This is a genomic window from Cryobacterium sp. N22, assembly GCF_002929555.1.
In the GTDB taxonomy this organism is placed as follows: Bacteria; Actinomycetota; Actinomycetes; order Actinomycetales; family Microbacteriaceae; genus Cryobacterium.
The window spans coordinates 82,892-107,737 of the sequence record NZ_PJJP01000036.1 but is presented as its reverse complement, the minus strand read 5'-3'; the positions used below and the strand labels follow the sequence as shown (position 1 = coordinate 107,737).

Annotated in this window: 26 protein-coding genes; 17 read left to right on the top strand and 9 right to left on the bottom strand. The window is 69.0% G+C overall.

Annotated elements, in window-relative coordinates; genetic code table 11:
- Positions 1 to 7 precede the first annotated feature (7 nt).
- From CXY76_RS11965 to CXY76_RS11955, 3 genes are all read right to left on the bottom strand, one after another.
- Positions 8 to 832 (bottom strand): carbohydrate ABC transporter permease, encoded by an 825-nt coding sequence (locus CXY76_RS11965; RefSeq protein ID WP_088455979.1) that lies wholly within the window; start codon positions 830 to 832, stop codon positions 8 to 10.
- Complete coding sequence (locus tag CXY76_RS11960) at positions 829 to 1,791, bottom strand: carbohydrate ABC transporter permease (RefSeq protein WP_369826137.1); 963 nt, start codon at positions 1,789 to 1,791, stop codon at positions 829 to 831. Before CXY76_RS11960 ends, CXY76_RS11965 begins: the two co-directional genes overlap by 4 nt.
- A gap of 124 nt (positions 1,792 to 1,915) precedes the next feature.
- Positions 1,916 to 3,208, bottom strand: coding sequence for an ABC transporter substrate-binding protein (locus CXY76_RS11955; protein WP_104164738.1), 1,293 nt, complete (start codon positions 3,206 to 3,208; stop codon positions 1,916 to 1,918).
- A 302-nt stretch (positions 3,209 to 3,510) separates the two neighbouring features.
- Here CXY76_RS11955 and CXY76_RS11950 point away from each other — a divergent pair, with 302 nt between their 5' ends.
- Positions 3,511 to 4,521, top strand: a complete 1,011-nt coding sequence (locus tag CXY76_RS11950; protein WP_104164736.1) for a LacI family DNA-binding transcriptional regulator — start codon at positions 3,511 to 3,513, stop codon at positions 4,519 to 4,521.
- A gap of 95 nt (positions 4,522 to 4,616) precedes the next feature.
- Here CXY76_RS11950 and CXY76_RS11945 read toward each other — a convergent pair whose 3' ends face one another.
- The 6 genes from CXY76_RS11945 to CXY76_RS11920 all read right to left on the bottom strand — a co-directional run bounded on the left by CXY76_RS11945 (position 4,617) and on the right by CXY76_RS11920 (position 10,877).
- Positions 4,617 to 5,612, bottom strand: coding sequence for an acetylxylan esterase (locus CXY76_RS11945; RefSeq protein WP_104164733.1), 996 nt, complete (start codon positions 5,610 to 5,612; stop codon positions 4,617 to 4,619).
- Positions 5,613 to 5,655: 43 nt separating this feature from the next.
- On the bottom strand, positions 5,656 to 7,425 hold the full coding sequence (locus CXY76_RS11940; protein WP_104164731.1) for an ABC transporter ATP-binding protein: 1,770 nt from the start codon (positions 7,423 to 7,425) through the stop codon (positions 5,656 to 5,658).
- A gap of 203 nt (positions 7,426 to 7,628) precedes the next feature.
- Positions 7,629 to 8,030 carry a flagellar assembly protein FliW gene (locus CXY76_RS11935; protein WP_104164729.1) on the bottom strand — a complete coding sequence of 134 codons (402 nt, stop codon included), beginning with the start codon at positions 8,028 to 8,030 and terminating at the stop codon, positions 7,629 to 7,631.
- On the bottom strand, positions 8,027 to 8,920 hold the full coding sequence (flgL, locus tag CXY76_RS11930; RefSeq protein WP_104164727.1) for a flagellar hook-associated protein FlgL: 894 nt from the start codon (positions 8,918 to 8,920) through the stop codon (positions 8,027 to 8,029). Before flgL ends, CXY76_RS11935 begins: the two co-directional genes overlap by 4 nt.
- Positions 8,921 to 8,923: 3 nt before the next feature.
- On the bottom strand, positions 8,924 to 10,369 hold the full coding sequence (gene flgK, locus CXY76_RS11925) for a flagellar hook-associated protein FlgK (protein WP_104164725.1): 1,446 nt from the start codon (positions 10,367 to 10,369) through the stop codon (positions 8,924 to 8,926).
- A gap of 22 nt (positions 10,370 to 10,391) precedes the next feature.
- Positions 10,392 to 10,877, bottom strand: coding sequence for a flagellar protein FlgN (locus CXY76_RS11920; RefSeq protein ID WP_104164723.1), 486 nt, complete (start codon positions 10,875 to 10,877; stop codon positions 10,392 to 10,394).
- A 399-nt stretch (positions 10,878 to 11,276) separates the two neighbouring features.
- Here CXY76_RS11920 and CXY76_RS11915 point away from each other — a divergent pair, with 399 nt between their 5' ends.
- From CXY76_RS11915 to CXY76_RS11840, 16 genes are all read left to right on the top strand, one after another.
- Positions 11,277 to 12,239, top strand: a complete 963-nt coding sequence (locus CXY76_RS11915) for a sigma-70 family RNA polymerase sigma factor (protein WP_104164721.1) — start codon at positions 11,277 to 11,279, stop codon at positions 12,237 to 12,239.
- Positions 12,240 to 12,323: 84 nt separating this feature from the next.
- Positions 12,324 to 13,169 (top strand): flagellin, encoded by an 846-nt coding sequence (locus CXY76_RS11910; RefSeq protein WP_199190284.1) that lies wholly within the window; start codon positions 12,324 to 12,326, stop codon positions 13,167 to 13,169.
- 151 nt (positions 13,170 to 13,320) lie between these two features.
- The gene (gene fliD, locus CXY76_RS11905) at positions 13,321 to 14,649 is read left to right on the top strand and encodes a flagellar filament capping protein FliD (protein ID WP_104164719.1); all 1,329 of its coding nucleotides are present in this window, start codon (positions 13,321 to 13,323) and stop codon (positions 14,647 to 14,649) included.
- Positions 14,649 to 15,143 carry a flagellar export chaperone FliS gene (gene fliS / locus CXY76_RS11900; protein ID WP_233199750.1) on the top strand — a complete coding sequence of 165 codons (495 nt, stop codon included), beginning with the start codon at positions 14,649 to 14,651 and terminating at the stop codon, positions 15,141 to 15,143. Before fliD ends, fliS begins: the two co-directional genes overlap by 1 nt.
- Positions 15,130 to 15,522 (top strand): hypothetical protein, encoded by a 393-nt coding sequence (locus CXY76_RS11895; RefSeq protein WP_104164717.1) that lies wholly within the window; start codon positions 15,130 to 15,132, stop codon positions 15,520 to 15,522. Before fliS ends, CXY76_RS11895 begins: the two co-directional genes overlap by 14 nt.
- A 152-nt stretch (positions 15,523 to 15,674) precedes the next feature.
- Positions 15,675 to 16,016 carry a flagellar basal body protein gene (locus CXY76_RS11890; RefSeq protein ID WP_088457967.1) on the top strand — a complete coding sequence of 114 codons (342 nt, stop codon included), beginning with the start codon at positions 15,675 to 15,677 and terminating at the stop codon, positions 16,014 to 16,016.
- A complete protein-coding gene (locus tag CXY76_RS11885; RefSeq protein ID WP_103431658.1) occupies positions 16,016 to 16,408 on the top strand; it encodes a flagellar basal body rod protein FlgC in 393 nt (130 codons plus the stop codon). Before CXY76_RS11890 ends, CXY76_RS11885 begins: the two co-directional genes overlap by 1 nt.
- Entirely contained in the window at positions 16,408 to 16,719 is a 312-nt protein-coding gene (fliE, locus tag CXY76_RS11880; protein WP_104164715.1) for a flagellar hook-basal body complex protein FliE, read from the top strand. The genes CXY76_RS11885 and fliE overlap by 1 nt, the downstream gene beginning before the upstream one ends.
- Positions 16,719 to 18,338 (top strand): flagellar basal-body MS-ring/collar protein FliF, encoded by a 1,620-nt coding sequence (fliF, locus tag CXY76_RS11875; protein WP_104164713.1) that lies wholly within the window; start codon positions 16,719 to 16,721, stop codon positions 18,336 to 18,338. Before fliE ends, fliF begins: the two co-directional genes overlap by 1 nt.
- Positions 18,335 to 19,354, top strand: a complete 1,020-nt coding sequence (gene fliG, locus CXY76_RS11870) for a flagellar motor switch protein FliG (RefSeq protein WP_369826135.1) — start codon at positions 18,335 to 18,337, stop codon at positions 19,352 to 19,354. Before fliF ends, fliG begins: the two co-directional genes overlap by 4 nt.
- Positions 19,347 to 20,015 carry a FliH/SctL family protein gene (locus CXY76_RS11865; RefSeq protein ID WP_146073443.1) on the top strand — a complete coding sequence of 223 codons (669 nt, stop codon included), beginning with the start codon at positions 19,347 to 19,349 and terminating at the stop codon, positions 20,013 to 20,015. The genes fliG and CXY76_RS11865 overlap by 8 nt, the downstream gene beginning before the upstream one ends.
- Positions 20,012 to 21,370 (top strand): FliI/YscN family ATPase, encoded by a 1,359-nt coding sequence (locus CXY76_RS11860; RefSeq protein ID WP_104164707.1) that lies wholly within the window; start codon positions 20,012 to 20,014, stop codon positions 21,368 to 21,370. The genes CXY76_RS11865 and CXY76_RS11860 overlap by 4 nt, the downstream gene beginning before the upstream one ends.
- Entirely contained in the window at positions 21,367 to 21,849 is a 483-nt protein-coding gene (locus CXY76_RS11855) for a hypothetical protein (RefSeq protein WP_199190283.1), read from the top strand. Before CXY76_RS11860 ends, CXY76_RS11855 begins: the two co-directional genes overlap by 4 nt.
- Positions 21,846 to 22,586: a C40 family peptidase gene (locus CXY76_RS11850; RefSeq protein WP_104164705.1), complete on the top strand. Its 741-nt coding sequence runs from the start codon at positions 21,846 to 21,848 to the stop codon at positions 22,584 to 22,586. Before CXY76_RS11855 ends, CXY76_RS11850 begins: the two co-directional genes overlap by 4 nt.
- 569 nt (positions 22,587 to 23,155) lie before the next feature.
- Positions 23,156 to 24,262: a flagellar hook-length control protein FliK gene (locus tag CXY76_RS11845; protein ID WP_146073442.1), complete on the top strand. Its 1,107-nt coding sequence runs from the start codon at positions 23,156 to 23,158 to the stop codon at positions 24,260 to 24,262.
- Between the two features lie 78 nt (positions 24,263 to 24,340).
- Positions 24,341 to 24,787, top strand: a complete 447-nt coding sequence (locus CXY76_RS11840) for a flagellar hook assembly protein FlgD (RefSeq protein WP_104164701.1) — start codon at positions 24,341 to 24,343, stop codon at positions 24,785 to 24,787.
- The last annotated feature ends 59 nt before the right edge of the window (positions 24,788 to 24,846 follow it).

Here is a 24,846-nt window from a genome sequence, read left to right as displayed (position 1 = left end):
CCAGACATTACTTGGTGGCTCCGGACGTGACGCCGTTGTAGATGAATCGTTGCAGGAACAGGAAGATGATCAGGGTCGGCACGATGACGATCATGATGCCGGCCGCGATGATCTCCCATTGTGCGCCGTATGGTCCCTGGAACCTGAAGAGCGAGGTGCTGATCACGGCCAGGTCTTGAGCGGGCATATAGAGGTACGGGATGTAGAACTCGTTGTAGATGGCGATGCCCTTGATGATGACCACCGTGGCGATGGCGGGGCCGAGCAGCGGCAGGATGATGCGCCAGTACACTCCGAACCGGCTCGCGCCGTCGAGCATGGCGGCTTCGTCGAGCGACCGGGGGATCGACTGCATGAACTGAATGAAGATGTAGATCGACAGGATGTCGGTACCCATGAACAGGATGATCGCGGCCCCGTGGGTGTTGACCAGATGGAAGAAGTTCACCACCTGATAGGTCGCCACCTGGGTGGTGACGGCCGGCACCAGGGTGGCCACGAGGAAGAGCCCGAAGACCACTTTCTTGAAGCGGAACTCGAACCTGTCGAGCACGTACGCGGCCATGGTGCCGATCAGGATGGTTCCGGTGACCGAGATCACCGCGATGATCGAGGTGTTCAGGAACCCGAGCATCATGCGTCCGTCGACGAAGGCCGTGGCGAAGTTGGCGAAGTTGAACCAATTCGACGGCGGCACCAGTGGACCGGTTGTGGCGTATTCGGTGTTGCTCTTCAGCGATGCGAACAGGATCACGATGATGGGCACGAGCGCGACGAGAGAGCCGAGAACGAGGGACAGGTACTTCCCCGTGGTGCCGAGATGTCTGATCATGAGGCCAACGTCACTTTCTCGTCGGGGACGACCTTGCGCTGCAGCCAGGTGACGAGCAGCACGATGATGAGCAGGATGACCGCCATCGCCGAGGCGAGGCCGACCTTGCGGTACACGAAGGCCGTTTGGATGGTCTGGATGACGAAGGTCATGCTGCCGTTGGTGCCGCCGGTGATGATGTACGGCAGTTCGAACGCGGAGAGGCTGCCGGCGATCGCCAGGATGAAGGACAGGCTGATGATGCGCTGGATGCCGGGGGCGATGATGTAGCGGAACTGCTGCCACTTGTTCGCGCCGTCCAGGTCGGCCGCCTCGTAGAGCTCGCCGGGGATCGACTGGATCGCGCCGAGGAACAGGACGAAGTTGAGGCCGATGTAGCGCCAGATGGCGACGCCGGCCAGCGAGTAGTTGACCACATCCGGGTTACCCAACCACTGGGTGGAGAGCTCGCCGAGGCCGACGAAGCCGAGTACGGCGTCGAGGGTGCCGCCCGGGCGGAAGAAGAACAGGAAGATGAACGCGATCGCGACGGCGTTGATCAGGTAGGGGAAGAACAGGATGCCCTTGAACAGGTTGCGGAACCGGGTCTTGAAGCTGAGGATCGTGGCGAAGTACAGCGCCAGGGCCATCTGCAGGAACGACGCCCCGAAGTAGTACAGGCTGACCACGAAGACCTGCCAGTACTTGGGATCGGTGAAGATCTTGACGAAGTTGTTCAACCCGACGACATCTTTGGTCTTGTCCAGGCCGTCCCAGGACGTGAAGCTGTACCAGATCATGTTGCCCACCGGGATATAGGTGAACGTGATCAGCAGGGCCAGCGGGATGGCCAGGAACAGCCACGGCATGACGATGGAGTCCTTGCGTTTGCCGGTTGCGGTGACGGTGGTGCGGATGAAGCGTTGCGAGAACCGGCTGAACAGGTCCGGCGCTTTCGCCGGGGCCAGTTGTTGAGACACCGAGCGTCCTTTCTCTTGCCTGGGGCAGACATGGTCTGGGCAGAGCGCGGCCAGCCGTTGGGTGCACGGCCGGCCGGCTGCTACTGCTGACTTCTCCTGCGGGTGGTGCGGGTGGGGACGGGGCCTAGCCCTCGACGGATGCCTTGGCCTTGGCCCAGGCGGTGTTCAGGTCGGCGAAGAGCGACGCCTTGTCGCCGTCGGCGGCACCGCGGGCGGTGTCGACGATCTTCTGGCGGTAGAGCGGGCCGGTCAGGTCGATCTCGGACTCGCTGGTGATGTCGTTCTCCAGGGTGGCCTGGTCGGCCGGCACCGGTGTGAGTTCGAGGAATTCGACGCCGCTGGCGGTGAAGTCGGCGAGGGCGTCCGGGGCGGGGCCGTCGACGACGGGGGAGAGCCCGCCTTGGTCGGTGGCGTAGCCGGACTCCTGGGCGAACCAGTCGATCCAGGCGCGGGCCGTGGCCTTGTTCTTGGAGTTGATGCTGATGGCGTTCTGGTAGTCGCCGCCGATGGTGGAGTACGCCTGTCCGTCGACGGCGCTCGGGAACGCCATGTAGCCGATGTCGTCGGCGGAGCCGCCCGCGGTCACCGCGGCATCCTGCATCTGGGTGATGGCCCACGAACCCAGGACCATGGAGCCGATCTCGCCGCTGCCGAGCCCGCCCTTGGACGATTCCCAGTCCGTGGTGGTGGGGTCTTCTTCACTCAGGCCCCGCTCGACGATGTCGTAGAGCAGTCCGTCGGCGATCTCGTGGTACTCGCCCGTTGCCCAGGGGGCGTCGGACTCGACGAGGCTGATGGAGGCGTCCTTGTCGCCGGTGGCTGCCCGGTTGCCGTCCCACTGGCTCAGCGGCCAGCCGTCGCCGTAGTTCGTGTAGTACGGCACGGCGTCGGTGTTGTCCTTGATGAGCTGGAGGTCGGCCAGGAACTCGTCGGGGGTGGTCGGCATCTCGCTGACACCGGCGTCGGCCCAGACGTTCTTGTTGTAGACGATGCCCTGGGCGTTGCCGGTGATGGCGACCCCGTAGGCCAGGTCGTCGTAGGCCTTCTCTGCGACGAAGCGGTAGGTCTTGCTGAGCTCGTCCAGGGAACCGAGCGGCTCGAAGAACTGCGCCAGCTGCACCTTGGTGACGGTGCTGGGAATGAGGAGCACATCACCGTAGCTGCCGGAGGACAGCCGTGTGGAGATGTCGGTTTCGTAGTCCTTGATGGCCTCGAACTTGACGGAGGTGCCGGGGTAGGCCTTTTCGAACTCGGCGGCGTAGTCCTTGAACACGGTGTCGACGATGTCGGTGCGCTGGGTGATCACAGTGATCTCCCCGGTGATCGCGCCCTCGTCTGCCGGGGCTGACCCGGAGCATCCTGCCAGTAGTGCGGTGGCCGCCAGAGCAGCCACCCCCATGATGAGCTTCTTTGCCATCGGTTTTCTCCTAATCGGTATCACCATCGACCCGTTGAGACACGACCGCGACTTCCCGCCCGTGGATCCTTGGTGTTGCTGTTGGGCCTCATGCTAGGCCCGGATTCGGCGGCCAGTCAAACAAAAATGTCAACGCTGTCCCAAGTTGTCCTATCCGCGTTTCGACGCTGCCGATCCTTGAATTAGCGGGGAACTCGCGCATGTTTCGAGTCAAAAACCGTTGCCAATGTCTGCAAAATGTCTTACGTTGACATTGCGGCGATCTGGCCGGTTTGGAGCACTCGCCCATCGAAGGAGATTTCATGACGACACAATCGCGCGCGACGCTGGCCGACGTGGCCATGCTCGCTGGAGTGAGTTCCAAGACGGTGTCGCGGGTCTTCGCCGGCGCCGGCAACGTCTCGGCCGACACCCGGGAGCGGGTGCTCAAGGCCGCCAAGCGGTTGCGCTTCCGGCCCAACAACCTGGCCCGCAACCTGCGCCGGGGGGGAGTGACGAACACCGTCGCGTTCGTCATCGGCGACCTGAAGAACCCGTTCTACTTCCACGTCGCTGCCGGCATCGAACGCGAACTGGCGCTGCGCGGCCTCACCATGGTGCTCGCCACGACGGACGACTCACCGGACAGCGAGGAACGGGTGGTGGACGCCCTGATCTCCCAACGCGTGCGGGCCCTGCTGCTGATCCCCATCGCCGACGACCAGTCGTACCTCGAGGGCGAACGCCAGCTGGGCACCCCGGTGGTCAGCGTCGACCGGCCCGCCCGCAACCTCGTCGCCGACTCCGTGGTGCTGCAGAACCGCCAGGGCATGGCCGAGGCGGTGCGCTCGCTCACGGCCATCGGCCATCGCAGGATCGGTTTCATCTCCAACCCGTCCGCGATGTACACCCAGAGGGAACGGCTGGCCGGGTACCGCGAGGCGCTGCGCGAGGTGGGCGTGCACGAGACCGCCGCGTGGGAACGCCTCGACGACGACCCCGACATCTCACCGGAGCTGGCCGTGCAGAGCCTGCTCGCGCTGCCGGAGCCGCCAACGGCGATCGTGGCCGGCAACAACCGGGGGAGCGCGGGTGCCGTGCGGGTGCTGCGCAATCTCGAGCCGCCGGTGGCGTTCATCGGCTTCGACGACTTCGAGTTGGCGGACGCCCTGGACATCTCCGTTGTGGCCTACGACCCGATGGAGCTCGGCCGCACCGCCGCCCGGCTGGCCCTGGAGCACCTGGAAGACCCCGACTCGTTCACCAAACAGGTCGAGATCCCCACCCGGCTCATCCACCGCGGCTCCGGCGAGATCCCGCCGCCCGCGCGCTGAGCCGGTCGGCCGATCCGGGCCGCAACTGTTGCCCGTGCGGACAATTGCACCCGGTACGCCGGGCGCAGAAGTCCGCAGCGGCAACAGTCAGGCGGTTACCCCGCCAGCTGCGGGGCGAGCTGGTGGGCGAGCCAGGCGGCCTGGCGCACGAAGTGGTGGCCCTGGCCGCCCTCGTGCTCGTTGAACGGGTACACCTCGATCTCGGCATCCGCTGCCCAGTGGTTGTGCGCGGCGAAAACCGTGGACGGTGGGCAGACGGGGTCGAGCAGCCCCACCGAGAACAACGCGGGGGCGGTGGCCCGCTTGGCGAAGTTGACCCCGTCGAAGTACGAGAGGGTCGCGAAGGTCTGCTCGACCTCGTCCCGGTGCACCGAGAGATACCGCACGACCTCCTGGTACGGGTCGCTGCCGGTCATTCCGACGGCGCGCTCGAAGTGGCAGAGGAACGGCACCTCCGGCATCGCGCCCACCAGACCGGTGGAGAGCCCCGCGGCCGCGAGGGCGATGCCACCGCCCTGGCTGCCGCCGCATACCGTCACCCGCTCGGGGTCGACCCTGTCGAGGGTGCGCACGGCGTCGATCGCGCGCACGGCGTCGGTGAACACCCGCCGGTAGTAGTAGTCGTCGGGCGAGTCGATGCCGCGGGTCATGAACCCGGAAGCGGCCGGGCCGCTGCCGTGCGGGTCGGCGGTGTCGCCGCCGGAGCCCCAGCCGCTGCCCTGCCCGCGGGTGTCCATGAACAGGTAGGCGTAGCCGCTGGCCACCCAGCCCAGGTGCTCGTGCGGGAAGCCCCTGCCGCCGCCGTAACCGTTGTACTCGACCACCGTGGGCAGCCGGGCCGGCAGAACCCCCGCCCTGTCGGCGGGCAGCATGAACCAGGCCTTGACGGGGTCGCCGGCAAAGCCGTTGAAGGTGACGTCGTAGACCTCCACCTCGCTGAGCGGCGAGTCGACCCTGGTGAGCCGTGGCGCGGCCGGGTGCACGCGGGACTCCGCCAGGGTGCGCTGCCAGAACGCGTCGAAGTCGGCCGGTTCGGCGACCTCGGGGCGGTACTGGCTGAGCTCGGCCAGGGACATGTCTAAGCGGGGCACTGGTTGCCTTTCGGTGGAGAGCGAATGCGGGTGGTTGAGTTTGTCAGGAGTTCTGGTGCGCGACTATGGCCGAATACCGGCCGCCGAGCGCCAGCAACTCGTCGTGGCTGCCGAGTTCGACGATGCGGCCGGCTTCGATGTAGGCGATCCGGTCGGCCTCGCGGATGGTGGACAGCCGGTGCGCCGCGATGATCGTCGTACGATCCCTGAAGAGGGTGCTGAGGGCATCCTTGACCTTCTCCTCCGAGACGGAGTCGAGGGCACTGGTGGGTTCGTCGAGCACCAGGATGCGCGGGTCACGCACCAGGGCCCTGGCGATGGCGAGACGCTGGCGCTGGCCGCCGGAGAGCCGGGCGCCCCGGTCGCCGACCACGGAGTCCAGGCCGGCGCCCTGGCCGGCGAGGATATCCAGAGCGTTGGCGCCGGCCAGGGCGGCCAGCACGGCCTCGTCGCTGACGCCGGTGAGACCGTAGGCGACGTTGTCGCGGATGGTGCCCTCGAACAGCACCGACTCCTGCGGAACGACGGAGACGAAGAACCGGGCGCTGCGCAGGTCGAGGGTGGCGGCGTCGACGCCGTCCAGCAACAACCGCCCGGTGCCGGGCCGCACGAAGCCGAGCACCAGGTTGAGCAGCGTCGACTTGCCCGACCCCGACGGGCCGACCAGGGCGATGGTCTCGCCGGCCCGGATCGACAGGGTGATGTCCCGCAGGGCGGGCCGGCCATCCTCGTAGCTGAAGCCCACGCCCTCAAGGTCGATCCGGCCGGCCACCGCGGTCACGAGCTCCTTGCCCTCGTTCACCTCCACGTCGGGCTCCTCCATCACCTCGGCGATCGACCGAATGGAGTCGATACCGCGGGTGAAGATCGGCGTCACGTTGAGCAGGGCCACGATGCCGCCGGTGAGCACCGTGAAGTAGGTGCTGAGCAACACGACCTCGCCCGGGCTGATGGCGATGACCCGGGTGATCGAGGCCGCGGATGCGCCGATCAGGCAGATCACGCCGAGCGCCTGGTACGACAACCAGGAGAGCGCCCCAAAACGGCCGTTGAGGGTGTCCAGTTCCTGCCCGGCCACGCGCACGTTCTCGGCCTGACCGGCGACCCGGCTGGTGGCGACCCGTTCGAGGCCGTGCCCGCGGGTGATGGGGATCAGCGCCGCCATCTCGCCCACGCCGGCCGAGAACCGTTCTACCTCGTGCCGGAAGTTCTCGTTGCGGTCGGCGGCGCGCGATCGGATGTAGCCGATGAGCAGCACGGCCAGGGGGACCGTGACGGCGAAGACGCCGACGAACGCGGGCACGGTGAGGGCGGTGAGCACCACCGCGCCGGTGAGGGTGAAGAGGGCGGAGAGGAAAGTGGGCAGGGCCTGCTGCATCATCATTTCGATGCTCTCGACATCGCGCACCACCTTGGTGTGCACGATCGAGGCGCTCTGCCGGTTGTGAAAGCCGATGGACAGCCGCTGGAGGCGCTCGGCGAGGGCGTTGCGGACATCCACGGCCATCGACCGGATCGACCGGCTGGACAACCGCACGAAGATCATGTGGAACGGGTAGTTCAGGCTCAGCAACGCCAGGGCGCAGGCCGCCCAGAACCACAGCTGCGGCAGGGGACCGCGGTCCACGACGATGTCGATGACGGCGGCGGTGATCGGCGGCAGCAGCCAGGCCGGACTGTCCTTGATGAGAAAGGCCAGGGTGGCCAGAGAGAGCCGGCCGCGGTGCGGAAGCAACAGTCGCAGCAGCGAGCGGACCGGGGAGGCTGCGACGAAGGACCGTTCGACCGATCGCAGTGCGGAATTGTCACCCATGGAAGACCTTTGGAGTTCATCCGCGGCGCGCAACAGGCGCGGCGGCAACCTCGACGCGGGTCGAGGGGCTGGGGTGCGTCCTCAGCCGGGAGCTGTCGGAGCCCACGGCTGTCGCGGGTGAGGTCGCCGGCACCAACGCTGGTGCCAGCACCGACTATACCGGCGTTGAGAGCGCGACCACACGACCGGAGAACGGCACGGGCTTAGACCGCGGCGACCTCTGGCTCGGCGCGTGGGGTGAGCTCGGCGCGTAGCGGCCAATCCTGGCCGTCCAGGATGATCTGGGCGCACCGGCCGGTGTCGGCGTTCACCACGATGGGAGCCATCAGGTTCACGGTGGTGCCGGTCTCGCCTGGGTTGGTGACCACCAGGACCATCGCCTGCTCGGGTCCGGCGAGGTCGAGGGCCCTGGCGTGCTCGTCGGAGATCACGGGCGCGTAGTGCGGCAGATAAACCGACGCGTCGAGCACGAACAGCCGGGTGTGCTCGTCGATCGCGGACTGCAGGGCGAACAGTCCGGCGGCGCCGGTGATCTCGCGCAGCTGGAAGTCGGTCAACGGTGCCAGGCCGGGCGGCGGGGAGAGGAAACTCAGGGTGGCGGTCATGAAAGGAAGTCCATCAGGGTCGGTTGAATCACACGGGCGGTGACGGCGAGGGCGGACTGGTAGGCGACCTCCTGCAGCTTGAGGTCGAGGATCACCGTCGCCAGGTCGGCATCCTCGAGCTGCACCCGTTGTGCCTCGAGGCTGCCCTTCTGGGCCACGAGTGATGCCGAGGCCGTCTCGATGCGGTCCTGCCGGGCGCCGACCTCGGACCGGGCGCCGATGACGGCGGTGACGTGTTTGTCGATGGCGGCCAGATGCGCGGACACGCTCACGGTGGGGTCGGGGCTGCGCAACGCCGACGAAATGTTGTCGAGCAGGGTGAACACCGAGGTGTCGCCGGAGCCGAAGATGGCGGCGCCGTCGGCATCCACCCGCACAGTGCTGCCGGCGCCCACGCGCCGTTCGACACCCGCTGAGGAGCCGCCGCTGTGGATACCCTCGGGCGTGAACGCCACGCCGGCATCGGAGTTGCCGGCGAACACGGTTCGGCCGAGGTAGCTCGCGTTGGCCTGGGTGAGCAGGTCCTTCTTCAGGCCGTCGATCTGAACGGCGATGGCTTCCTTGGCCGCCGGTGTCATGGTGCCGGCGTTGGCGCCCTGCACGGTGAGGTCGCGTACCCGGTTCAGGATGGTGGTGCTCGCGCCGAGCGCGGTGTCCAGAGTCGTCAGCCAGCCGTTGCCGTTGTCGGCGTTGCGGGTGTACTGGGCGGTGGCGCGCTGCTCGGCCCGCACCGCGAGCGCGTTCGCTGCGCGGGCAGGGTCGTCGGAGGCCCGGCTGATGGTCTTCAGCGAGGAGGACTGCTCCTGCAGCTGGGCCAGACGCTGCGCGCTGGCCTGCAGATTGGCCTGGGCGGAACGCATCTGGGTCTGGCTGGTGACGCGGGGGATCATCGGTTACCTTCCCACTAGTCCGGTGCGGTTGATCAGGGTGTCGAGCATTTCGTCCACGGCCGTCATCACCCGAGCGGCGCCCTGGTAGGCGTGCTGGAAGGTGAGCAGGTTGACGTTCTCCTCGTCGATGTCGACGGAGGAGTTGGACAGCTGCAGGGTGACTGCGGCGGTGGCGGACAGGTTCGCCGACGAGGCCTGGGCGAGTTCGATGCCGGTGGCGACACCGAGCTGGGTGACGAAGGTGGACCAGACCGCGTTGGGGGAGGTGATCGGCTTCCCGGCACCATCCACGGCACGTCCGGCGCCGAGCTGGGCGATCTTGTCGGCGTTGGCACCGTTGGTCGCCCCAGCACCGACAGCGCCAGCGGCGATCTCGGTGGCGTTCTTCGGTGAGACGCTCAGCGTTGCGGCGGCATTGCCCGCGACGTAGTCGAAGAACTTCCCGCCAGGGATTCCAGCGCTGGTGACCCCGCCGAGATGGATGCTGTTGACGGTGTCGGCCAGATGGGCGGCGAAGCCATTGTAGGAGGCTGCCGCCTGGGCGAGAGCGCCACCGGTGCCGGCAGCATCCGCCGGTCCCAGGAGTGAGAGGGCGCCGGCGAGTTCGCCGCCGTCGACGACAACGGGCTGGCCAGGGTGATGGGCCCATTCGAGCTGAACGGGGCCGTTACCGGCGGCCAGGCTGGTGGGCCCGGAGACCGTGAGCACCCGCACATCGGTGCCGGACACCAGGGGGTTTCCCCCGATGAGCACATCCACGGTGCCATTGGCCTGGGGGCGCACGCTGGCCCCGGTGATGGCGGCGATCGTGGCGGTGAGCCCATCGCGCTTGTCGATGAGCTCGTTGGCCGACCCGCCGGAGGCGAGGGTCTGGCGGATGACGCCATTGAGTTCGGCGACCTGCTTCGCGGCGCCGTTGACCTCGGTGACCAGCGCGTCGGCGCTCGTGCGCACGGCGGCCCACTCGTCGGTGACGGCCCGGTACCCGGTATTGATCTGGGCGGTGAGCTGGCCGGCTTCGCCCAGCAGCAGGCCGCCGGATGCGGCGGCATCGGTGCCGTTGGAGAGTTCCTGCCAGGCCGCCCAGAATTCCTGCAGCTGGTGGGAGAGGCCGTTGACGCCGGGTTCCTTGAGCGAGTTCTCGACCGAACCGAGGGCATTGGCGCGCACAGCGGTGTAGCCGGCGGTCGCGGCGGTCGCGCGCACCTTGGCGTCGAGGGTGGCACTGCCCAGTCGCGCGATGCCGTCGACGGATACTCCGGTTCCCGGCGTGGCTCCCCAGGCGACGAGGCCGGCGCGGGCGGCGGCATTCGTCGAGGATGTCGTCACGCGCTGGCGGGTGTACCCCTCGGTGTTGACGTTTGCGATGTTCTGCCCGACGACGTCGAGGCCGGCGCGCGCCGCGATCAGTCCGGTGTACGCGGTGTTCAGTCCGCCGAAGGTGCTCATGCGTGGGTCACGGGTGGGGTTCTCACAGGCTCTGGTCGAAGAGTCGGGCGCCGGTCGCCGGGGCGCCGGAGGCTCCCCGGGCATCGTAGGTGGTGGCCTGCGCGTCAACGCCGGCCAGGGATTCCTGGGTGTAGCGGGCGGCGGAACGCAGGAACTGCTCGTTCACGTCCCGCAGGCTTCGGATCTGCGCGATCAGCTCGGTCATGGCCGTCAAATGCGCGGTGAGGATGTCGCTCCACGGGCCGGCGGGCGCCTGCTGGACCAGTTCGCTCAGCGTGGCGTCCGGTGAGGTGCCCCACTCCTGGGCGACCGCGGCCACCTCGACCGATCGGCCCAGGCCGGCCTCGCGCACCAGCTCGAGTACCTGCTCCACCTCGCGGGTGGCGTGCTGAATCCAGCGCGTGCGGCCGGCGCTGAGCAACAGCTGTTCCTCGTCGAGCTTGAAAACGAGCAGTTCGAGCAGTTCACGTTCTCGCCACAGCAGGGCAGACAGTTCATTGGCGCCCATGTCGTCACTGCCTTCCCGCTGTTGAAAACCCGATGGTCCATCGTACGAGCCCATGCTCGTTCGGGGGTACTATCGGCCGGTTCTCCCGGTTGGTTAGCGGCATTCTGGTCACACCGCACACCCAGGCCCCGATTTTCGGCGGCCGTGTCCTCCGAAGAGAGGACACGGGATGCCCCGTTCTGGGGGCACGCCTACGCCAGAATCAACAAGCGCGGTTGTTACCGTAATAGCTAGGCGCGAACGCACCGAAACGGGACCCGAACCCCTGTTTCGGCGGGCTGTTTGCGCTCTTGATACGACGTCACCCCTCACGCGTGCTTACCCGGCAGTGAAACGCAGAACCAGTCTTGCGCTCACCGTCAGCGAGAAGAACGCCGGCACCAACCAGGAGGGCAACCGTTGAACCGTTCGGAGCGTAACCGGCTCGTCGTCGACAACCTGCCCCTCGTCGGCTATCTCGTCTCCGAAGTCTGGGCCAAGGCCCGGCACCTCTCCCGCGACGACCTGGCCTCGGCCGGCTCCCTGGCCCTGATCACCTCCGCGGACGCGTTCGACCCGGCCCTGGGCGTGCCGTTCGGCGCTTTCGCCCGCCGCCGCATCATCGGCGCCTTCGCCGACGAGATGCGCTCCAATGACTGGGCCACCCGGATGGCCCGCCGCCGTATCAAGGACACCCGCCAGGTGCAGGAGACCCTCGCCGCCGCGCTCGGCCGCAGCGCCACCGTCGACGAGATCGCCTCCGCGCTCGGCGTCGACCGGGAGACCGCTTTGGCCGGCCTGGCCGACTCCGAGCGCACGCTGAGCACCCTCGACGACAGCACCGCCGAGTTCCTCGTCGCCGACACCGTGCTCCCCGAGGAGTCCCTGCTGTCTGCCGAGCGACTCGCCTATCTGCGAGCGGGCGTCTCGGCGCTGCCCGAGCGGATGCGGCTGATCATCGAGCAGGTGTACTTCGAGGACCGCTCGGTCAAGGAGATCGCCGCGGACCTCGGCATCACCCACTCCGCCGTGTCCCAGCAACGCTCGGAGGCCATCCGGTTGCTGCGTGACGGCCTGGGCACCCACTACGCCGACGACGCCGAGGCCGACTTCGTACCGGAGTCCACCGTGGCGCCGGCCCGCCGCAGCGCCTACCTGTCGCGGATGGCCGACCAGGCGATGCTCGGCATGGCACACCTGGCGCACGACAGGATGCCGGATGCTCCTCCCGTCCTCTCCACGAGCGCGCTGCCCTCGGCCGCCACGGCTGCGTTCGCGACTGACGGGCTGGCCGGCGTCACAGACATCACTGTGGCCCAGTCGATCGCAGGGGCCCAGCCGGCAGCGTTGGATTCCCGCGAACTTTTCTCCCGCAACGGCTAACGCGCCGCGGGGTGGGGCCGATAGGTCACAGTGTCAGCCCATGGATGGGCCGGCGAACACCACCCAATCACGGAGGAACACATCATGGGTATGCAGATCAACACCAACCTCGCGGCGAACAACACCTACCGCAACCTGGCTTCGACCCAGACCGACATGGCCAAGTCGCTCGAGCGCCTCTCCAGCGGCCTCCGCATCAACCGCGCAGCGGACGACGCGGCCGGCCTGGCCATCTCCGAGGGCCTGAAGTCGCAGGTCGGTGGCCTCACGGTCGCCAGCCGCAACGCCCAGGACGGCATCTCGGTCATCCAGACCGCTGAAGGTTCCTTGAACGAGGTGCAGACCATTCTGCAGCGCGTTCGTGACCTCGCCGTTCAGGCCGGTAACGACTCCAACAACGTCAAGTCGCGCGAGGCGATTTCGACCGAGGTCCTCGCGCTGGGTAAGGAACTTACTCGAATCGGGGCGTCCTCGAACTTCAACGGAACCAACCTCCTCGACGGGGTGAAGACGTCGCTCACCTTCCAGGTCGGAGCGGGCAGCGTTGCCGCCGCGGACCAGATCGACGTGAAGCTCACGAACGTTTCTCTGATCGGCGCCGCCATTGAGGTTCTTGGAACGGCCGCAACTGATGGGTTCAAGGACGCAGCGACGGCCCTGACCACAATCGCGACACTGGACACGAACATTGCTGCCGTGTCCACCTCGCGCGCCGAACTCGGTGCGAGCCAGAACCGGTTCGAGAGCGTCATCCGCAACCTCGCCGTCTCCAAGGAGAACCTCACCGCTGCCGGTTCGCGTATCCGCGACACCGACATGGCCGAGGAAATGGTCAAGTACACCCGCTCCAGCATCCTGTCGCAGGCCGGTACCGCCATGCTCGCGCAGGCGAACCAGTCCAACCAGGGCGTTCTCTCGCTGCTGCGCTAAATCACGGACTGACCGACCGACCGGCTGAAAAGCCGCAGAGTCGACTGACCGGGAATCGGCCGGTGGCACGCACGATCTGACCTGGACCTCAGACCGAGCGGGCCGCCGGCCACTCGCACACCCGCAGACAACGGAAACGGACACGGCGCCCATGGGACTCTCCATCGATGGCCTGATCAGCGGTCAGGACACCACGACCCTGATCAACAACCTCATCGCTGTCGAAGCGATCCCGCAGACCCTGCTCAAGGGCAAGGTCTCCGCCGCCCAGAACTACACCACCGCCGTGCAGGGCCTGAACACCCAGGTCGCCGCCCTCAACGACGCCGCCACCAAGGCCGCCAAACCCGCCAGCTACGACCTCTACACCGCCACCAGCAGTTCCAGCCAGGTCACCGCCACCACGAGCACCGGCGCCGCCGCCGGCGTGCTCGACATCACCGTCGGCCGGCTCGCGCAGAACCAGGTCACCGTCACCGGGCCTCTCACCGCCTGGCCCGACGCCACCCTCACCCTCACCGACGCGGCCGGAAAAGCCACCGTGCTCACCCCGGCCTCCACATCGCTTGACGACGTCGTCAGCGCCGTCAACGCGGCCGGCCTCGGCATCACCGCCACCAAGGTCGCCGTGGGCGCCGACGGCTTCCGCGTGCAGTTCAGCAGTGCCGCCCCCGGCGCCGCCGCGTCATTCACTCTCACCGGCGGCACGGTTCCGACCACCCAGGTCAAGGCCGCCCAGGATGCCCAGGTCACGCTGTGGGCCGGCACCACAGCCGAACAGAGGATCACCTCGGGCAGCAACACCTTCACCAACCTGCTGCCCGGCCTGGATGTGACCGTCCAAGCGGTCTCCACCACACCGGTCACGCTTACCGTGACCAGGGACGACGCCGCCATCACCGAGATCGCCGGCGGCCTCGTCAGCAGCCTCAACGACATCTTCGCCGTCATCACCAACCGGTCGGCCGTGTCGACCACGACCGACTCCACAGGTAAGAGCGTCACCACCGCCGGGCTCTTCGCCGGCGACGGCACCATCCGCACGGTCAACCAGAACCTGCTCACCGCCGCGTCGATGCCCGTGGACGGGCGCTCCCCGTCGGAGATCGGCATCAGCATCACCAAGAGCGGCACCCTGGAATTCGACGCCGAGAAGTTCGCCGCTGCCCTGGCCAAGGACCCGGCCGGCGTGATGAAAACCGTGCAGGAGATCTCCGGCCGGGTCGCGTCGGCCGCGGCGACGGCATCGGACAAATACGACGGCACCCTCACCACCACCATCACCAGCCAGCAGTCCCAGGTGCGCACGATGGGCCTGGAGATCAGCGACTGGGACCTGAGGCTCACCGCCAAACGCAGCTCGCTCGAACGGGTCTACACGGCCATGGAATCCAGGCTGGGTGAGCTGAAGACGCAGTCCTCCTGGCTCACGTCGCAGATCAATTCACTACCCGATACCTACACAGGGAGCTCCAGCTGATGACCACCGCACTGTTCCCACCCCACCAGCTTTCGATGCCACAGCAGTCAGCCCAGCCTTCGGCGGCCCAGCTGGCCGCCGCACAGGGCAAACGCGCCCAGCTCAACCGCGAGGCCGTGCTGTCGGCCACGCCGGTGCGCTTGCTCACCATGCTCTACGACAGGCTGATGCTCGACCTGGACCGCGCGGAGGCGGCGCAGGACGGCGAGAACTGGCCGGTCGCCTCCGAGAACCTGCTGCACGCGCAGGCCATCGTCGACGAACTCACCACCTCGCTCAACGTCACGGCGTGGGACGGAGCCGACGGGCTTCTCGCCATCTACACCTACGTCTCGAACGCTCTGATCGGTGCGAACATCCACCGTGACGTGGCCCGCACCCGGGAGAGCATCGTTTTGCTCGAGCCGCTGCGCCAGGCCTGGCACGAAGCGGCCGCTGCGTTGCCCGCGACGCCGACCGCCGCCAGCGGGGAGGGCTACCGTGGAGTCGCCTGAGGTCCACTCCAGCAGTGCCCGGCCCCACAGCACCCGTTCGGGTGCCGCCGCGCCGGGGGAGCCGCGCACCAGCAACGCCGAATGGCTGCAGGTACTCGACGAACTGGAGACCAGCCTGGGCAGCGGTGCCAGGGACGCCGTGCTCTCCGCCCAAGGCGGCCAGCTCGTTACCGGGGTGCAGTGGCGTGCCCCCGAACACATCGGCCAGCTCCCGCGCGAGCTCGAGGAACGGGCGCGGGTTCTGCTCACCGGCCAGCTCGAACTGATCCGCGAGATCGAGGATGCGCGCCGCTCCGCGGGCGCCCACCTGGCCGCCGTGCGCACCATCCTCTCCACCCACCTCTCCGACCAGCCGGTCTATCTGGATATCGCGGGCTGACCCGGCAGATTTTCTGACAGATTCCCTGACAAATATCCCGAAACGTCCTAACGCACGCTCGTCGACGGCCGATAGCTACGGATGAGCACGGATTGCTCACCACAGGCCACGGATCGGCCGTCCGGCACATTGACGACGAATCGGGCCTCTGCGTGATTGAATCCGTGACCACCGCGGCGCTGACCAGCGCCCTGGACGGACTGGCCCTGCGCCAGCGCACCATCGCGAACAACATCGCGAACGTGAACACCCCCGGCTACCAGGCCCAGCGGGTCTCATTCGAGGATGCGCTCGCCCAATCGGTGCGGGACGGCGACGGCCACACCGCGGCCAGCACTGCACGCTCGCTCGAGCCGACCAGGCTCGACGGCAACAACGTGAACCTCGACACCGAAACGGTCTCGAACATCGACACCGTGCTGCGCTACCAGTTCGCCGCCCAGGCCGTGGCGGGCGCCGACTCGAGCATGCGCGCAGCGCTCCGGACCAGCTGATGGGCCTCGACGCTCTCGGCATCGCCGGCACCGGTCTCACGCTGCACCGCAAGTGGCTCGACGCCGTCGCCGACAACATCGCCAATGCCAACACCGCCACCGCCACCTCCGGGGATGCCTTCCAGGCCCGGTACATCGTCGCCCAGGAGGGTGAGGGCGTCTCGGGGGCCTACGTGGCCGGCACCGCGTTGGGCGACGCCGAGGGCCTGTTGGTCTACGAACCCGACAACCCCATCGCGGATGCCGACGGCTACGTGCGCCGCCCCGACATCGACATGGCCGAACAGATGGGCGAGCTGATCATGGCCCAGCGCGGCTACCAGGCCAATGCCGCGGTCATCGACCGGGCCAAGACCTCCTACGAAGCCGCCCTGCAGATCGGACGTAACTGATGACCATCCCCGCCATCGGCTCCGCGCCCGCCGTGAGCGCCACGTCGTACCTGCCCGCCAGTACGGCCACCAGCGGCACCGAATCCTCTGACACCGGCTTCGCCAGCGCCCTCACCGGCGCCGTGAACAACCTCCAGCAGCTGCAGTCCACCTCCAACAGCTATGCCATCCAGGCCGTCACGGGCGATCTCGACGACATCCACACGGCCACCATCGCGTCCTCACGCGCCGCGGTCACCCTTGAGCTCGTCGCTGCCGTGCGCAACAAGGGTGTCGAGGCGTTCAACGACATCATGAGAATGCAGGCCTGATGCCCGCTCAGATCACCTCGGTGTTCCGTCGCCTGGGCAACGCCATCCGCGAGTTCACCGTCGCCCAGCGCACCATGGCCATCATCGGGGTCGCCGTGCTCGCCCTGGGCACCGCCGCGCTCACGATGTGGGCCACGCAACCGGCGTACACCCCGCTGTACTCGGGTCTGAGCGGCTCCGACGCCAACACCATCGTGGAGCAGCTGCGCACCGATGGTGTCGCCTACGAGTTGAGCGACGGGGGAGCGACCATCCTGGTGCCGGAGGCCGACGTCTACGACCAGCGGCTCAAGTCCGCCGCCGCCGGCCTGCCGACGTCGAGCACCGGCGGCTACTCCCTGCTGGACACCATGGGTGTCACCGCCTCCGAGTTCCAGCAGTCGGTCACCTACAAGCGGGCCCTGGAGGGCGAACTCGCCGCCACCATCGAGGCCATGAAGGGTGTGCAGACCGCTTCGGTGCGGCTGGCGATCCCCGAGGCGACGGTGTTCACCGAGGAGACCAACGATCCCACCGCATCCGTCTTCGTGGGTACCCGGAACGGCGTCACCCTGAACGCCGAGCAGGTGCAGGCCATCGTGCACCTCACCAGCGCCTCCATCGACGGCATGAAGCCCACGGATGTCGCGGTCATCGACGCGGCCGGCGTCGTGCTCTCCGCGGTGGGCGTCGGGGCCACAGGGTCGGCCGGCCAGCAGGCCAGCGACTACGAGGAGCGGGTGCGCGGTTCGGTGCAGGCCATGCTCGACAAGGTCGTGGGACCCGGCAACGCCACGGTCGTGGTCGCCGCTGACATGAGCTACCAGAGCGCCCAGGTCGTGGAGGAGTCGTTCACGGTTCCCGAGAACGCCCCGGCGCTCAACGAGGCCGTGACGACCGAGTCGTACACCGGTGCCGGGGATGCCGCGGCCGGCGTACTCGGACCCGACAACATCGCCGTGCCGGCCGAAACCACGGCGGACGGCACCTTCACCAGCGAGGACACCACCCGCAACAACGCCATCAACAAGGTCACCGAAACGCGCACGGTGCCGGCAGGTGAGATCAACCGGCAGACGGTGTCGGTGGCGGTGAACGCCGCGGTCGCCGAAGACCTCAACGTGGCCGACGTGACGAGCCTGGTGTCCTCCGCCGCCGGCATCGACGTGGCCAGGGGAGACGCCGTGACCGTGGAGGTCGTGAGCTTCAACGCCGCCGGCGCCGACGCCGCGGCTGCGGCGCTGGCCGAGGCCGCCGCGGCCGAAGAGGCCGCCCGCAACGCCGGGATCCTGCAGGTGGGGCTGATCGTGGCCGGCACCGTGATCGCTTTTGTGCTCGGACTGATCCTCTATGCCCGGCGCTCACGCCGGCAGAGCCGCCAGGCCATCGAGTTGAGCGACCTGGTGCAGGCGCGGTCAGCGCTGGATGCGCCGACGGTGCCGTTCTCGTTGCCGCCGCAGTTGGCGCCGCTGCACATCGACCCGCCCACCCAGGCGTACCCACTCAGCGGCGGCCCAGCCGGCGCCCTGCCGGGCGGCGGCGACCAGCGGGTGGCCGACATCGACGCCCTCGCCCTGCGTGACCCGCAGATGGCGGCCGAGATGCTGCGCGGTCTGATGGACGATCGGCAGCCCGCATGATGGACGCCAAGACCGGCCTGACCGGCACCCAGAAGGTGGCCGTGGTCCTGATGACCATGGACCAGCAACGCGCGTCCGAGGTGATGAAACAGTTCTCCGAGGTCGAGGCGGCCGAGATCATCGCCGAGATCGTGCAGTTGCGCCGGGTCGACGCGTCGGTCATGGACAGCGCCGTCGCCGAGTTCCACGAACTCACCACCATCGGCGCCCGCAACCCGCGCGGCGGTCACGCCGTAGCGGTCGGACTGCTGGAGAAGTCCTTCGGCGCCGAGCGTGCGGCCGGCGTGATGAGCCGGGTGGCGACCTCGATGGCCGGCAAGGCGTTCGAGTTCCTCGACACCGTCGACTCGATGCAGGTGCTCGCTCTTCTCGACGGCGAATTGCCGCAGACCATCGCCCTGGTGCTCGCCCACCTGCGGCCGGAACACGCCTCCGCGATCCTCTCCGGGCTGGACGGCCCGGTGCGCACCGATGTCGCCCAGTGCATCGCCTCCACCGGGCCCGCCACGCCGGAGGCCGTGCGGGTGGTCACCGACATCCTCAAGAAACGCATCGGGGCCGTCGCCGCGTCGCGGGACTCCGCCGAGGTCGTCGGCGGCGTGCAACCGCTGGTGGAGATCATCAACCGAGCCGACATCAACACCGAAAGGGCGCTGCTCGAGGCGCTCGAGGAACGTGACCCGGTGCTCGCCGAAGAGGTGCGCTCGCGCATGCTCACCTTCGCCGACATCGTCAAGCTGGAGAACCGCGATGTGCAGCTGGTGCTGCGCGGCATCGACGCCGCCGTGCTGGCCGTGGCCATGAAGGGGTCCACCGAGCTGGTCGTCGACATCATCCAGCGCAACCTCTCGGAACGGAACCGGGAGATCCTGAACGACGAGGTCATCGGCCTCGGACCGGTTCGGGTCTCGCAGGTGGAGGAAGCCCGCGCCACCATCGTGCGGTCGATCCGCGACCTGGCCGCGCAGGGCGCGATCACCGTGCAGCGCGCCGACGAGGATGACTTCGTTGTTTAGCGCGGCACGGTCCGGTCAGGCAGCGGCGGTGCCGGACAGCGACTTCTCGGCGCTGGTCTTTCCCACCGTCGCCGATGTCGGAGAGCGCGGCGGCCGGGGCGACGACCGCGCCAGGCTCGAGCGCCAGTGGCAGGCCAGGGGCCACGCCGCCGGATACACCGAGGGACTGCGGGCGGCGGCGGCTGCCGTCGACGCGCGGGTGGCCAGGCTCGAGGCCGAGCATGCCGAGCTGATGCGGGCGGCCGGCCAGCAGCGCGACCGCACGCTGGACGTGCTCAGCGCCGCGGTCCGCGCGCTCGAGACCCGCACCGTGCCCGTGCTCCACGACGTCGAAGACACCCTGCTCGCCGCCGCCATCGACCTGGCCGAGGCGATCATCGGCCACGCCCTCGCCGACGAAGCGACCGCGGTGCGGTCGGCGCTGGGGCGCACCAACGCCGACGGGACAGCGGGGTCGCCCGGTCACACCGTGCGGCTGAACCCGCACGACCTGGCCGCGCTCGATCCCGCTACCGTGGCCGGGGCGGGCGTCACCCTGGTGGCGGATGCGAGCCTGTCCCGCGGCGACGCCGTCAGCGAGTTCCCCGACGGCTACCTCGACGCCCGCATCGGCAGTGCCCTGCAGCGGGCCAGGGCGGCGCTGGCCGGAGGCGCGTCATGACCCTCACCCGGCCGGACAGCACCGACCGCCTGGCCAGAGCCCTGGCGGCGGCCCGCCCGGAGCGGGTGGGCGTGGTCTCGTCGATCGTGGGCCTGAGCGTGGACGTGCGCGGGCTGAACGGCGCCATCGGCGACCTCGTCGTGATCGGCGGACCCGGAACCCAGGCCGGCACCGGCCCTGCCGGCGTTGACGCCGAAGTCGTGGCCACCACCCCCGATGGCATGCGTTGCATGCCGTTGGCCAGGCTCACCGGCATCCGGGTGGGCGACCCCGTGCGCGCCGGCGGCGGCGGCACGGGATTCCTCGTCCCCACCGGTTCGGGCCTGCTCGGCCGGGTGATCGACGGGCTCGGCCGTCCCATCGACGGCAAGGGACCACTCGTCGTGGAGCAGCGGGTGCCCCTGGACCACGCCAGCCCGTCCGCCATGGCGCGGTCGCGCATCCAATCGCCCTTGCAGCTGGGGGTTCGGGTGCTCGACACCCTCACCACCGTGGGCAAGGGCCAGCGGATGGGCCTGTTCGCCGGCTCCGGCGTGGGCAAGTCGTCGCTGCTGTCGATGATCGCCCGCGGCACCGATGCCGAAGTGTCGGTGATCGCCCTGGTGGGCGAGCGCGGGCGCGAGGTGCGCGAATTTCTCGAGGACGACCTCGGCGCCGAGGGACTGGCCCGGTCGATCGTCGTCGTGTCGACGTCGGACGAGCCGGCCATGATGCGCCTGCGGGCCGCGTTCGTGGCCACCCGCATCGCCGAGTCGTTCCGCGACCGGGGTGCCGACGTGATGCTGATGATGGACTCGCTCACCCGGGTGGCGATGGCCCAGCGGGAGATCGGACTGTCGGTGGGCGAACCGCCCGCCACCCGCGGCTACCCGCCGTCGACGTTCTCGTTGCTCGCCCGGCTGCTCGAACGGGCCGGCACCGACCAGGCCGGCTCCATCACCGGCATCTACACTGTGCTCGTCGACGGCGACGACCACAACGAACCCATCGCCGATGCCGCCCGCTCCATCCTCGACGGCCACGTGGTGCTCGACCGCAAACTTGCCGTGCTCGGCCATTTTCCCTCCGTCGACGCCCTCGCCTCGATCTCCAGGGTGGCCTCACGGGTGACGACGACGGAGCAAGCCGCCGTGGCCGGCACCCTGCGCGGGGTGCTCGCCGCCCGGCGCGCCGCACAGGACCTGCTCGACGTTGGCGCGTATCGCCGCGGCACCAACCCGTTGGTCGACGCCGCCGTGGAGCACGACGCGGCCATCACCGCCTTCCTGCAGCAGCGGATGGACGAGCACACCCCGGCCGCCGAGGCCTGGGACCGACTCGCCGCGCTGGCCGGGCTGCTGGGCGGCGCCCGATGAGCCGCACCTTCTCGCTCGCCGGCCTGTTGCGCCTGCGACACCTGCAACAGGACCAGGCCGCGGGCGACCTCGCTGTCGCCAACGCGCGGCTACGGGCCGCCGCGACCCGCATCGACGAGACCCGCGCGGCGCTCGAGCACCTGCCGATCAGCGCCACCGGCGCCGACACCCTCTACGCGATCGCCGCCGCCCGGGCGTCATCCCGCAGCATGCTCGCCGAACTCGCGGCCCTCGACGCCGTCGCCCAGCAGGGCGTCGTCGACGCGCAACGCGAATTCGAGTCGAGGAAGTCCGCCGCGGTGAGCCTGGAGAAGCTCGAGGGGCGCCACGGCGACCTGGCAGCCGCCGAAGACCTGCACGCCGAACAGACCATCATCGACGAGATCGCGTCGACCGGCTGGCACCGACGGCTGGGCGACGAACGCGCCGGCACCGGATCACCGGTTGCCGGCGGGGCACCAACGGGGGAGAAGCGATGACGATGGTGGATGCGCTCGGCCGGATGGGCGAGATCCAGGCCAGGCTGGTGCAGCTCAACGACCTTGTCGCCGGCGGCACCGGGGCGACGAGCGTCACGGCCGGCAGCGCGGCGGGCAGCACCGCCGGTTCGTCAGCTTCCGCGACCAGCTTCGCCGATGCTCTCGCCGCGGCCACCGGCACGACAGCCACGGCCACCGGCGCCGCCGGCTCGGGAGCGACCGGCGCCGGCGTCGTCGCGGCGGCCGAGAAGTACCTGGGCGTGCCGTACGTGTTCGGCGGCGAGGACAGCACCGGAATGGACTGCTCGGGTCTCGTGCAACGCGTCTACGCCGACCTCGGCATCGAGGTGCCCCGACTGGTGTCCGGGCAGATGACCATCGGCACCGAGGTGGCGTCGCTGGCCGAGGCCAAGCCCGGTGACCTCATCGTCACCGGCGGCGGCGACCATATCCTGATCTACGCCGGCAACAACCAGGTGATCCACGCGCCATACGAGGGACGCACGGTCAGCAAGGTGGATGCCTACATGGACGATTCCGAGATCACCACCATCCGCCGGGTGATCCCCGATCAGGCGACCACCGCCGGCGTGGCATCGAGCTCCACCGACCTGCTCACGGCGGCATTCGCGTCGATGTTCAACGGTGCCGCGTCCACCGGCACCGCGTCCACCGGCAGCGCGTCCACCGGCTCCTCGTCCGCTTCGGCGCTGTCCCGGTCTGGATTGTTCTCGTGACCGCGCCCGCTCAGTTCCCTCGTTCCCCGGGAGCGCCCGGGGTCGCCCCAGGTCGCGGGTCTCGCGGGTCCCAGCCGGATTTCGCCGGCGGCGCCGACGCGTTCGCCGGAGTGTTGCGCGGTGCCGCGTCCGGTCCGGAATCCGGCGCCGGATCGGTTGGGGCTCGGCGCGTCGCCCCTGCAGGCCCCCGCGGTACTGGTCCCGGTGGAGCGGGGCCCGGTGCAGCTGTCCCTGGCGGCGCTCCGTCCAGCAGTGCCACTGCGCCCACCCGGCCCGCGCCGACCCGACCCTTACCCAGCACAACTGCATCCGCGAGCCGCACCGAACGCAGCAACACTGAACCCAGCAAGACTGAACCCGGCGACGTTGACCTCAACGACGCTGATTTGCCTGCCGCCTCGCTACCCACAGGGTCGCTGACGGCTCCATCCGCTCTCGTCACGCCGCCTCAGCCGGGATCAGCTTCGGCTTCACCTGCCGATCCCGGCGCCGCCCCGAGCGGCCCGGGCAACGTCGCCCCGGTCGGAGCGGGGGACGCCGGTGTCGGATCCGCAGCCGGCCACGCGCCGATGGCACCAACGTTGGGCCAGCCGACGGGAACTGCCGCCACCGGGCACGCAGCACCCGCTGCGACCGGCAGCACCGACGCCGGCATCGCCGCGATCGGGACTGTGGCGAACGGCACCGCCGCGAACGCACCCGCGGCGAACGGGACCGCCTTGATCGCGACCGCACCCACCGCCACCGCAGCGACCGCCACCGCAGCGATCGCCACTGCCACGACCACCACCGACGCGACCGCCCCTGCCGCTGCCGCCACTGCCACGACCACCACTGACGCGACCGCCCCTGCCGCTACCGCGACTGCAGCGACCGGCACCGCAGCGACTGGCATGGCAATTGGCCCTGCCGGGACGGCGACCGCGGTGACGGGCACTGCCACGACGGCGACCGCGGCGACCCCGGCGACCGTGGCGACCGGTACTGCCGCCGGTGCCGCCACTGCCGTGGGGCCGAGCCGGACGCCCGGTGCGGCTACAGACGAACCCGCTGGTGCCAAGGTGCCAACGGCAGGCCTCGCCCTGCCGGCCGCCGCCGGGCCGGTTGCCGCGGTACCCGTCAACGGCTCACCCGCCGGTGCCCCAGCGCTGCCGCCCTCGACTGGCCCCGCCGTTCCGGTGCCGCTGGCGAGCCAGGTGGCCCGGCCGCTGTTCACCCTGGCGGCCGCCGGACCCGGCGAACACACCATGTCGATCAGCGTCACCCCCGACGATCTCGGGCCGGTCCTGGTGCGGGCGCAGATCAGCGCCACCGGCATCCGTCTGGAGCTGTTCGCCCCCACCGACGTCGCGCGGGATGCCCTGCGGCTCATCCTGCCCGAGTTGCGCCGGGACCTGGCCGGCGGCGCACTCTCGGCCAGCCTCGACGTCTCCGCGCGCAGCCAGCCCGGCGATGCCAGCGCGTCGGGCCGGCAGGACCGTTCCGCCGCCGACCAACCCGGCCAGGGCAACGCGGCGCTCGGCGGAGATCAGCGCGGAGCCCAGGACCGCCGCCGGGAATCTGGTGCCGCAGATCAATGGCTGCGGTCCCCGCCGATCGGCGCCAACGCCGCAGACCCAGTAGCGGACCCGACCCGACCCGACCAGACCAGGGGACGTATCGATGTTCTCGCCTGACCCGCCGCCCGGCTCCCCACAGCCCCGTACCTCACCCCGCACCGCTCACCGCATGCAGCCTCCCAGAATCGAGATCCCATGACCGTCGACGCCGTCGGCTCCGTGTCCACCGCCGCAGCCGACTCCAGCGCTGGAGCCAGCCTGTACTCGACGACACCGGTGCGCACGCCCAAGCAGACTCTCGATTCCGAGACCTTCATGTCGCTTCTGGTGGCCCAGTTGCGCAACCAGGATCCGAGCTCGCCCATGGACACCAATCAGATGATCTCCCAGACTACCCAGCTGGCCATGATGGAGAAGCTCACCGCGCTCTCCACCACCGCGGATGAGAACTTCTCGCTGCAGATGCGCACGGCCGCAGCCGCTCTTGTCGGCCAGAACGTCACCTACACGGATGCCACCGGCGCGAGCGTCACCGGCATCGCGTCAGCGGTCTCCTACGCCGGCTCGGTGCCCCAGGTCACCGTCGGCACGGCCAGCGTGGCTCTCGATGCGATCTCGGGGGTGACCGCCCCCACCGGGTGATCCGGAACCGCGCTCGCACCCAGCGAGCCCGCCACTCGCCAGCTCGATCCGCACCAACG